General features: G+C 67.2%; 9 protein-coding genes and 1 riboswitch. Of the genes, 4 read left to right on the top strand and 5 right to left on the bottom strand.

What is annotated here, in order from left to right:
• Both B3T77_RS14310 and B3T77_RS14315 read right to left on the bottom strand, forming a co-directional pair.
• On the bottom strand, nucleotides 1-649 hold a 649-nt coding region (locus B3T77_RS14310), incomplete at its 3' end, for a LemA family protein (RefSeq protein WP_292080508.1).
• Between the two features lie 61 nt (nucleotides 650-710).
• Nucleotides 711-1,634: a bifunctional methylenetetrahydrofolate dehydrogenase/methenyltetrahydrofolate cyclohydrolase gene (locus B3T77_RS14315; protein ID WP_292080509.1), complete on the bottom strand. Its 924-nt coding sequence runs from the start codon at nucleotides 1,632-1,634 to the stop codon at nucleotides 711-713.
• 92 nt (nucleotides 1,635-1,726) lie between these two features.
• On the opposite strand from B3T77_RS14315, the gene B3T77_RS14320 reads away from it, so the two are divergent.
• Nucleotides 1,727-3,625, top strand: a complete 1,899-nt coding sequence (locus tag B3T77_RS14320; RefSeq protein ID WP_292080510.1) for a PPC domain-containing protein — start codon at nucleotides 1,727-1,729, stop codon at nucleotides 3,623-3,625.
• A gap of 47 nt (nucleotides 3,626-3,672) precedes the next feature.
• Nucleotides 3,673-3,842, top strand: a riboswitch (yybP-ykoY riboswitch).
• Nucleotide 3,843: 1 nt separating this feature from the next.
• Entirely contained in the window at nucleotides 3,844-4,416 is a 573-nt protein-coding gene (locus B3T77_RS14325; protein WP_055755206.1) for a manganese efflux pump MntP family protein, read from the top strand.
• Nucleotides 4,417-4,422: 6 nt separating this feature from the next.
• Here the strand turns inward: B3T77_RS14325 and hutH are convergent, their stop codons facing one another.
• The 3 genes from hutH to hutG are packed head-to-tail and all read right to left on the bottom strand — an operon-like array spanning nucleotide 4,423 to nucleotide 8,435.
• Nucleotides 4,423-5,952, bottom strand: coding sequence for a histidine ammonia-lyase (gene hutH / locus B3T77_RS14330; protein WP_292080511.1), 1,530 nt, complete (start codon nucleotides 5,950-5,952; stop codon nucleotides 4,423-4,425).
• Between the two features lie 3 nt (nucleotides 5,953-5,955).
• Nucleotides 5,956-7,620, bottom strand: a complete 1,665-nt coding sequence (gene hutU / locus B3T77_RS14335; protein ID WP_292080512.1) for a urocanate hydratase — start codon at nucleotides 7,618-7,620, stop codon at nucleotides 5,956-5,958.
• Nucleotides 7,617-8,435, bottom strand: coding sequence for an N-formylglutamate deformylase (gene hutG, locus B3T77_RS14340; RefSeq protein WP_292080515.1), 819 nt, complete (start codon nucleotides 8,433-8,435; stop codon nucleotides 7,617-7,619). The genes hutU and hutG overlap by 4 nt, the downstream gene beginning before the upstream one ends.
• A gap of 77 nt (nucleotides 8,436-8,512) precedes the next feature.
• Between hutG and B3T77_RS14345 the strand changes: the two genes are divergently transcribed.
• Nucleotides 8,513-9,889 carry a formimidoylglutamate deiminase gene (locus B3T77_RS14345; protein ID WP_292080518.1) on the top strand — a complete coding sequence of 459 codons (1,377 nt, stop codon included), beginning with the start codon at nucleotides 8,513-8,515 and terminating at the stop codon, nucleotides 9,887-9,889.
• On the top strand, nucleotides 9,886-10,165 hold a 280-nt coding region (locus B3T77_RS14350), incomplete at its 3' end, for a GntR family transcriptional regulator (RefSeq protein WP_292080519.1). The genes B3T77_RS14345 and B3T77_RS14350, both read left to right, overlap by 4 nt.

The following is a 10,165-nucleotide window of genomic DNA, read 5'->3' on the forward strand; positions in this document are numbered from 1 at the left end:
CCGGTGCGCCACCGCCGGGCGCCGAGGCGTTTGCGGGCGGGGCGTTCAGGTTGAAGTTGACTTGCGGCGCCGACTGGGCGGCGGCGGTGGCGGTGAACAACTGCATCGGCTGCGACCCGCCGTGCAGGGTCTTGGCCCAGATCACCTGCGGGAAGGTGCGCAGGGTGGTGTTGTAGTCGCGAACGGCCTCGTTGTAGTCGCGGCGCGCGATCTGGATGCGGTTTTCGGTGCCTTCCAGTTGGGACTGCAGGGTCAGGAAGTTCTGGTTGGCCTGCAGTTGCGGATAGGCTTCGACCGTCACCAGCAGGCGCGACAGGGCGCCGGAAAGCTGGCCCTGGGCTTCCTGATACTGCTGGAAGGCCTGCGGATTATCGAGGTCGTCGGCCGAGACGTTGACCGAGGTGGCGCGCGCGCGGGCGTTGATGACGTCCGTTAGGGTGGTGCGTTCCTGGATCGCGGCGCCTTGAACGGTCGCGACCAGATTGGGGATCAGGTCGGCGCGGCGCTGATACTGGCTCTGCACGTCGGCCCAGGCCGCCTCGGCCCGTTCCTGCTTGGTTGGAATGGTGTTGTAGCCGCAGCCCGCCACGGCGGGGACGATCATCAGAGCGCCGGTCAGAGCGGCGGCGCGAGCGTTGAGGCGGACCATGACATCTCCCGTTCGGCGATAGCGCCGTTGAGCGGGACTATTCACCGGCCCTATGAATGCATCAAGCGTCCAATGGCTCCGGTTGGATATTGTTGAGGCGGCAGGCGGCCGAATAGGTGTTGGCCAACAAACAGGCGATGGTCATGGGGCCGACGCCGCCCGGCACCGGGGTGATGCGACCTGCGACCTCGACCGCCTCCTTGAAAGCGACATCGCCGACGACGCGGGTCTTGCCCTCGGCGGCCTTGACGGGATCGGCCGAGGGAACGCGGTTGATGCCCACGTCAATGACGGTCGCGTCCGGTTTGATCCAGTCCCCCTTGATCATCTCGGGCCGACCGACGGCGGCGACCAGAATGTCGGCGCGACGGCAGACGTCGGGCAGGTCCCGCGTGCGCGAATGGGCGATGGTGACCGTGCAGCTTTCGCCGAGCAGCAGTTGCGCCATCGGCTTGCCGACGATGTTGGAACGGCCGACGATGACGGCGTTCAGGCCCGACAGATCGCCGAGTTGATCCTTCAGCAGAATCAGACAGCCCAAGGGCGTGCAGGGGACCAGACCCGGCAAGCCGACGGCCAGACGACCGGCGTTGACGACATGAAAGCCGTCCACATCCTTGTCCGGCGAAATGGCGTCCAGAACCACCGTCGCGTCGATGTGGGCGGGCAGGGGCAGTTGGACCAGGATGCCGTGGATGCCGGCATCCGCGTTCAGCTGGGCGATCAGGGCCAGCAGTTCATCCTGGCGAGTAGATTCGGCCAGGCGGTGGGTGTCGGAACGCATGCCGGCGCGCAGCGTAGTCTCACCCTTGTTGCGGACGTAGATCTGGCTGGCCGGGTCCTCGCCGACGATGACGACGGCCAGACCGGGTTTGACGCCGTGCGCGGCTTCCAGCCGGGCGACGGCCGCGCCGACGCGTTCCACCAGGGCGGCCGAGAAGGCCTTGCCGTCGATCAGCGTCGCAGGCGTGGATTGGGCCGACATGGCAGCTCCGTCTGGCGGGAAATCAGGATGGCGGCGATTTACAGCCGTCACGGTTCGGCGTCTATGATCCGCAGCCTATGCTGGAGGAATTCATGAACCGTCCGTCGCTCGCCGCCGCTGTCAGCACCCTGGCCCTCTTGTGGGCGGTCGCGCCGGCCGTGGCCCAGGACGCGCAGTCGCTGCGCATCGGGGCCAATGTGAACGGCGCCCTGACGGACGGCGACGCCAAGGCGGCGGATGACGAATATCGCTACGACGACTATCGGTTCGAGGCGCGGGCGGGGCAGCGGCTGGAAGCTATGCTGAGATCGGACGCTTTCGACGCCTATCTGGAATTCTACGCCGACGGCGCAGCGGGCGAGCCGCTGGCGTCCGACGACGACGGGTTGGGGGACGGCACCAATGCGCGGCTGCGGTTCACGCCGGAACAGGCGGGGACCTATGTTCTGAGGGCCCGGACGCTGAGCGGACTGGACGGCGGCGACTATCGTCTGTTGTTGCAGGAACGCCCGACGCCGCCGCGAGCGCCGCGACCCAGCGGCATTCGTGTCGGGGCGACCCAGAGCGGCGAACTGACGGCTCGCGATCCTGAGCAGGAAGACGGCGGCCGCTATGACGCCTACGCCTTCCGCGCCAACGCCGGCGATCGGTTTGTGGTGACGCTGGACTCCGAGGCTTTCGATCCCCTGGTGCGGGTGGGGCGGATGAACGGTCCCGATTTCGTCGAGATCAGTTCGAACGACGATGCGCCCGGCGGTGGGCTGAATTCGCGGCTGACCTTCACGGCGCCGACCGCGGGCGAATATGTGATCCGGGCCACGTCGCTGGAAGACGGGCTGGGTCGCTACGAACTGGGCTTGACAGAGGCGCCGCCCGCGCCGCCGTCAAAGCCCATCGCGATCGGTGACGAGATCAAGGGTGAACTGGACTCGGACAGCGCCACGAACGACGGCGGCCAGCGCGCGGAGACTTATCGCTTCACCGGGACGAACGGCCAGCGCGTGGCCATCGAGATGAAGTCGAGCGACTTCGACGCCTATCTGACGCTTCGCCGTGCTTCGGACGATACCGTTCTGGCGGAGGACGATGACGGCGCCGGCTCGGGCACCGACGCCCGCATCGCCCGCACCTTGGACGCCGACGGTGACTACATCATCGAGGCGCGTGGATTCAGTGACGAGGCCGAGGGCGACTATACGCTGAAGCTGACTGAAACCGCGCCGCCGCCGCCGCCGACCACGGCGACTTTGGGTCAAACCGTGGAGGGCGAGATCACCGACGAGGACCCCCAGGGCGACGATGGCAAACGCTATGACGCCTATGTCTTTGCTGGAACGGAAGGCCAGCGCGTTCAGGCGATCCTGCGGTCCGGCGACTTCGACGCCTATCTGGAGATCGGCAAGGCCGACGGTGAGTTCGAGGCGCTGGCCAGCGATGACGACGGCCTGGCCGAGGGCACGGATTCGCGGCTGAACTTCACCCTGCCGTCGGACGGTAGTTATGTGGTCCGCGCCATGCCGCTGGATGCGGAAAGCAAGGGCCTCTATTCACTGGAACTGCTGGATCGCGGGCCAGAGCCCAAGCCCGGCAGTCTGCTGATCGGGTCGACCGCGCGCGGAACCCTGTCGAACAGCGCCGCGCTCAGCGACGAAGGCGCCTTTTTCGACGCCTACCGCTTCCAGGCCAAGAAGGACGAGAAGCTGCGTCTGACGATGGTGTCGAATGCCTTCGACTCCTTCATCGACCTGGGCAAGCAGGATGAGGACGGCGATTTCACCAGCCTGGCCACCGATGACGACAGCCTGTCCGACGCGCACGCCAAGCTGGATTGGACCGCGCCGGATGACGGCTGGTACGTCTTGCGCGCTCGCGCCTACGGGCCCAATCAGATGGGCGCCTATGCCCTGACGGTCGAGCGCCAACCGGCCGGCGCATCGACCTCGGCGCGCGATGATGCGCCCGTCGTCATGGCGCCCAAGTCGGGCACCTGATCGACCTGTGAGGTTGCCAAGCGCAGGAAGCGGCGTGTAGAGAGCCGCCTCCTGTTGGGGAGTAGCTTCCGGCGTTCGTCGTCGGGATCGCGTCAACATACTCGCGCTTCGGCGCGTGGCGCGATCAGCGGAACCACCGCCTAGCGAGACCAGCGTGTCCTGACGCCGCGACCGGCCGGTGCAGGACCGCTGTCACGCGTCCGGTCGAGTTCTGTTTCATGACCCCAGGCGCCATCGCCATTCTCTCGCTCAGCATGTCCACGGACGCCTTTGCAGCCGCCGTCGGACGCGGGGCGTCGCATCGACCCGCCGTCAAGGACGCCGTAAAGGCCGGATTGGTCTTCGGCGTCATCGAGGCGATCACGCCCCTGATCGGCTGGGGATTGGGCATCATCGCCGCCGGCCTGGTTGAGAAGGTGGATCACTGGATCGCCTTCACCCTGCTGCTGATCGTCGGCGGCAAGATGATCTGGGAAGGCGTTCAACCGCGGGGCACGGACGAGGATGAGGCGCCGCGCCGGTCCGGCCCTTGGGCGCTCGTGGCGACGGCGGTCGGCACCAGCATCGATGCCGCGGCCGTGGGCGTGGGTCTGGCCTTCATCGGCGCCAATATCTGGGTGATCGCCGCCTCGATCGGCTTCACCACCTTCGTGTTGACCACCATCGGCATGCTGATCGGCAAGGCCGTTGGCACGCGCTTCGGCAAGACGGCCGAGATCATCGGCGGCGTGGCGCTGATCGGTCTGGGCACGGCCATCCTGTTGGAACACCTAGGTGTTCTCGGCGGCTGAGCCGGATCAGGCCGAAGGCAGCAGGTCCGCCGCGAAGGTTCGGTAACGACCCGCGCGTACGGCGTCGGTCGCGCGAGCGATGTCCGGGGCGAAATAGTGGTCGCTGGCATAGGGGGCGGCGGCTTCTCGGACGATGGCGAAGACCTGTTCCAGCGGCGGCGAGCTGGTGAGCGGCCGATGGAACTCCAGTCCCTGCGCCGCCGCCAGAAGCTCGATGCCGACCACCGTTGCCGTGTTCTCGGCCATGTCCAGCAGGCGCCGCGCGCCGTGGGTGGCCATGCTCACGTGATCTTCCTGATTGGCGCTGGTCGGCACGGTGTCCACGCTGCATGGGTGGGCGACCATTCGATTCTCGGCGATCAGGGCGGCCGCCGTCACCTGGGCGATCATGAAACCGGAGTTCAGGCCGCTTTCCTTGACCAGGAAGGCCGGCAGTTCGCTCATCTTGGGATCCACCAGGATCGAGGTGCGGCGTTCCGAGATATTGCCAATCTCGCAGAGCGTCATGGCGATCTGATCGGCAGCGAAAGCAACGGGTTCGGCGTGAAAGTTGCCGCCCGAGATGACGTCGCCATCCTCGATGAAGACCAGCGGGTTGTCGGTCACGGCGTTCGCCTCGCGCGCCAGCGTGGCGGCGGCGCTGGTCAGCACATCGAGGACTGCGCCCATCACCTGGGGCTGGCACCGAAGGGAGTAAGGGTCCTGGACCTTGGAGCAGTCGTCGCGGTGACTGTCGCGGATGGCGGAGCCCGCCATCAGCTCGCGCAGGCGGGCGGCGACGGCGATCTGGCCCGGTTGGCCGCGCAGGGCGTGGATGCGATGATCGAACGGCGCGTCGGACCCTTTCAGCGCATCGACCGACAAGGCGCCGGCGGCGATGCCCGCGGCGAACGCCGCCTCGGCCGCGAACAGACCGGCAAGGGCCAGCGCCGTCGAACACTGGGTGCCGTTCAGCAGGGCCAGGCCTTCCTTCGGGCCCAGCGTCAGAGGAGTAAGGCCGACCTTCGCCAGAGCCGCTTCGGCCTCCAAGGTTTCGCCTTTCAGCCGCGCCTCGCCCACGCCGATCAGGACGCAGGACATATGAGCCAGGGGCGCCAGGTCGCCCGAGGCGCCCACCGATCCCTTCGACGGGATGCAGGGCAGGATGTCCGCGTTTACCAGGGCGATCAGGGCCTCCAGCGTTTCGCGCCGAACACCCGAGGCGCCGCGCGACAGACTGGCGATCTTCAGCACCATCAAAAGACGGGTCACCGCATCCGGCAGCAGCGGCCCGACTCCACAGGCGTGGCTGAGAACCAGATTACGCTGCAGCGTTTCCAGATCTTCAGGCGCGATGGAGGTGTTGGCCAGAAGACCGAAGCCGGTGTTGACGCCGTAGACGGTGCGCCCCTCGGCGACGATGGCGGCGATGGTCGCTGCGCCCCTGTCCACATCGGTCCAGGCGGTGGGCGTCAATGAGACGGTAGCGGGCCCCTCCAGCACCGCACGAAGCTGCGCCAGGGTGAGAGGCGATTGGCCGAGGGTAATCGCGGTCATGGCTCAGGCCTTCAGGCTCGGAAGGTTCAGTTCGTGCTCGCGCGCGGCCGCGCGGGCGATCTCATAGCCGGCGTCGGCGTGACGCATGACGCCGGTCGCGGGGTCGTTCCACAGCACCCGCTCAAGCCGTCGGGCGGCCTCCGGCGTCCCGTCCGCGACGATGACGACGCCTGAGTGCTGGGAATAGCCCATGCCGACCCCGCCGCCGTGGTGCAGCGACACCCAGCTGGCGCCGGAGGCCGTGTTCAGCAGGGCGTTCAGCAGAGGCCAATCGGACACGGCGTCCGATCCGTCCTCCATGGCCTCGGTCTCGCGGTTCGGGCTGGCGACCGAACCGCTGTCCAGATGATCGCGGCCGATCACGATGGGGCCGGACAGTTCGCCCGACGCCACCATGTCGTTGAACATCAGGCCGGCGCGGTGGCGATCACCCAATCCGATCCAGCAGATGCGGGCCGGAAGTCCTTGGAATGCAATGCGATCACCCGCCATATCGAGCCAGCGATGCAGGCCGGCGTTGTCAGGGAACAGGCGCTTCATGGCCGCGTCTGTCTTTCTGATATCTTCCGGATCGCCGGTTAGGGCCGCCCAGCGGAACGGCCCGATGCCCCGACAGAACAGCGGGCGGATGTAGGCGGGCACGAAGCCGGGAAAGTCGAAGGCGTTCGTCACGCCCGCGTCGAAGGCGGCCTGACGGATGTTGTTGCCATAGTCGGTGGTCGGCACGCCCATCGCCTGGAAGTCCAGCATGGCCTTCACATGAGCGACGATGGAGGTGCGCGCGGCGGCGGCGACGCTGTCGGGATCGCTGACGCGCTTGTCTTCCCACTCCGCGACAGTCCAGCCCGAGGGGAGATAGCCGTTGATCAGATCGTGCGCGCTGGTCTGGTCGGTGACCAAATCGGGTCGGATGCCGCGTCGGACCATTTCAGGCATCAGATCGGCTGCATTGCCCAACAGGCCGATCGACAAGGGTTTCTTGTCCCGGAACGATTGCTCCAGCAGCGCAAGGGCCTCGTCCAGGGTTTCGGCCATGACATCGACGTAGCGCGTCCGCAGACGGAACTCGATCCGGCTGCGTTGGCATTCGATTGTGATGCAGGATGCGCCCGCCATGGTCGCGGCCAGGGGCTGGGCCCCGCCCATGCCGCCAAGACCTGCGGTCAGGATCCACTTGCCCGACCAGTCGCCGCCGTAGTGCTGGCGGCCCGCCTCCATGAAGGTCTCGTAGGTGCCTTGGACGATGCCCTGGGTGCCGATGTAAATCCACGAGCCGGCGGTCATCTGGCCATACATGGCCAAGCCCTTGCGATCGAGCTCGTTGAAATGCTCCCAAGTCGCCCATTTCGGCACCAGATTGGAGTTGGCGATCAGCACGCGCGGGGCGTCGGCATGGGTGCGGAAGACGCCGACCGGCTTGCCGGACTGCACAAGCAGGGTCTCGTCGGCCTCCAACGTCTTCAGCGTCTCGACGATCCTGTCGAACGCGGCCCAATCCCGCGCCGCCTTGCCGACGCCGCCATAGACGACGAGATCCTGGGGCCGCTCGGCCACCTCTGGATCGAGGTTGTTCATCAGCATCCGCATGGCCGCCTCGGCGGCCCAGGTCTTGGCGGTCTTTTCCGGTCCGCGCGGGCTGCGGACGATCCGGGCGTTGGGCGTGTTCATCGTTGGCTCTCGGCGAAGGCGATGCAGGCGGTCAGGACGCGGCGCAGATGACCGCGCAACGGCTCGGCCCGATCCGGCTCATAGGGGCTGGGCCAGTTGTCGGGCGACACCGGGCCGGTTGGATCGAGGATGTAGCCCCGGTCAGCCAGTTCCATCTGGATGGCGTGAAGACCGGCCTCGGGACGGCCGTAATGGCGCGTGGTCCAGCCGCCCTTGAAGCGGCCGTTGACGACGACGCTGTCTCCGCTGAACGCACAGGCTTTCTCGACAGCGTGCGTCAGCTCACCGGCGCATGTGGCGCCGTCGTTGTCGCCGATGTTGAACTGGGGCAGTTCGCCCTCGAACAGGCGTGGCACGACGGATCGGATGGAATGGGCGTCGTAGAGAACGACCGGACCTTGGTTCCGCAGTCGCTCTAGTTGGGCTTGCAGCGCGGCGTGATAGGGATCGAACCAGATCGCGCGTCGCTCGGCGATTTCGGCCGGATTGGGTTCCTGGCCTGGCCGATACAGCGGCTCCCCGTCGAAGGTCTCGGTCGGGCACAGGCCGGTCGTGGTCATACCGGGATAGAGGGAGACGCCCGACGGATCGCGATTCACATCGATGACACTGCGCGACACGCCCGTGCGCACCAAGGTTGCGCCCATGTCGATCGCGAAGTCGTACAGCCGATCCACCCACCAGTCCGCATCCTTGCGCGCGAGCCAAGGCGAGGTCATCCGCGCCTCGATGGCGGCCGGAATGTCGGCGCCCGTGTGCGGCAGGCCGATCACCAGCGGCGCCGAACCTTCATGGATGGTCAGCCAGTCCTGCATCCGTGCGGCCTCCCTCGCCAAATCGATCCATCGTGGTATGTCTAGACATATTGATCGCAACGACACGGACCTGTCCAGTGACCCTTCAGCCGCAGCCTGTGGATCGCACCCTCTGGTTCGAGGCGGCCCTGCTGCCGGACGGATGGACGCGCGATGTCCGCATCGGCATCGCGGGCGGGCGGATTGTCAGTCTGGAACCCGGCGCGGCGCGCAGCCCGGCGGACGAGGGGGGCGGTGTCGCCCTGCCGGGCGTCGCCAATGTCCACAGCCACGCCTTTCAGCGCGCCATGGCGGGCCTGACCGAGGCTAGAGGGCCTTCGGACGACGACTTCTGGACGTGGCGCGACCTGATGTACCGCTTCCTTGATCGGGGCGGTCCGGAAGAGATCGAGGCCATCACCGCCCTGGCCTTCCTGGAGATGCTGGAGGGCGGCTTCACCCGCGTCGCCGAGTTCCATTATCTGCACAACGACCCGTCGGGCGCGGCCTATTCGGACCGGGCCGAGATCGCCGCGCGGATCGTGACGGCGGCGCAGGCGACGGGCATTGCCCTGACCCTGCTGCCGGTTTTCTACGCCCATGCCGGGTTCGGCGGACAGCCGCCGGCGCATGGACAGCGGCGTTTCATCAACGATCTGAACGGATTCGCCGATCTGGTCGCGCGATGCCGGACCCTGACCGCCGATCTGCCCGACGCCGTGGTCGGGGTCGCGCCGCACAGCCTGCGCGCCGTCAGTCCGGAAGAGTTGGCGGCCATGCCTGCGCTGGCGGGCGACGGGCCGATCCATATCCATGTCGCCGAACAGACCAAGGAGGTCGCGGACTGCCTAGCCTGGTCTGGCGCGCGGCCGGTCGAATGGCTTCTGGCCAATGCGCCGGTCGATCCGCGTTGGTGCCTAATCCACTCCACCCATGTGACCGAGACCGAGTGGCGCGGCGTCGTTGCGCGCGGCGCCGTCGTCGGCCTGTGCCCGATCACGGAGGCCAATCTGGGCGACGGCGTCTTCCCGGCGGTCGATTTCACGCGCGCCGGCGGGCGTTTCGGAATCGGGACAGATTCCAACGTGCAGATCGGCGTGGCCGACGAACTGCGGATGCTCGAATACAGTCAGCGGCTGGCGCTGCGCGGTCGCGCCGTCATGGCGGACCCTGAACGTTCGACAGGCCGTGCCTTGTTTGATCGCGCGCTGGCGGGCGGCGTCCAGGCGACAGGCGCGGCGTCGGGTCTAAGCGTCGGGGCGTCGGCGGACATCGTATCGCTGGATACGAGCGGCGTCGCCTTTGCGAGACGGTCGGGCGATGCGGTGCTCGACAGCTGGATCCTTGGCGCGCCGGCGGGCTCGATCCGTTCGGTGTGGCGAGCGGGGCGGGAGGTCGTGAAAGACGGCCGCCATATCGCGCGGGACGGCATCGAGGCGCGCTATCGCAAGGCCCTGTCGGCGGTGTTAGGGTGAGCCTGCATCGCCGCATCTATGCCGATCTCGAGGGGCTTATCCTGTCCGGCGAGCTATCGCCGGGCGACCGCATTCCGTTCGAGCATGAGCTGACCGAACGCTACGACTGTTCGCGCATGACGGTGTCCAAAGCTATCTCGGAACTGGCGGGGCGGGGGCTGGTGACGCGTCGGCGTCGCGCCGGCACCTTCGTCGCCCAACCCAAGGCCCACGCCGCCGTCCTGGCTATACCTGACCTGCGGGCCGAGGTGATCGAGCGCGGGCAGGCTTACGGCT

The sequence above is a fragment of the Brevundimonas sp. UBA7838 genome (genome assembly GCF_002500885.1).
Classification (GTDB): Bacteria; Pseudomonadota; Alphaproteobacteria; order Caulobacterales; family Caulobacteraceae; genus Brevundimonas; species Brevundimonas vesicularis_C.

Bases quoted from the DNA above. Each gene is read 5' to 3' on its own strand.
- B3T77_RS14315 (WP_292080509.1), bottom strand. From the start codon at position 1,634: ATGTCGGCCCAATCCACGCCTGCGACGCTGATCGACGGCAAGGCCTTC.
- B3T77_RS14320 (WP_292080510.1), top strand. From the start codon at position 1,727: ATGAACCGTCCGTCGCTCGCCGCCGCTGTCAGCACCCTGGCCCTCTTG.
- B3T77_RS14325 (WP_055755206.1), top strand. From the start codon at position 3,844: ATGACCCCAGGCGCCATCGCCATTCTCTCGCTCAGCATGTCCACGGAC.
- hutH (WP_292080511.1), bottom strand. From the start codon at position 5,952: ATGACCGCGATTACCCTCGGCCAATCGCCTCTCACCCTGGCGCAGCTT.
- hutU (WP_292080512.1), bottom strand. From the start codon at position 7,620: ATGAACACGCCCAACGCCCGGATCGTCCGCAGCCCGCGCGGACCGGAA.
- hutG (WP_292080515.1), bottom strand. From the start codon at position 8,435: ATGCAGGACTGGCTGACCATCCATGAAGGTTCGGCGCCGCTGGTGATC.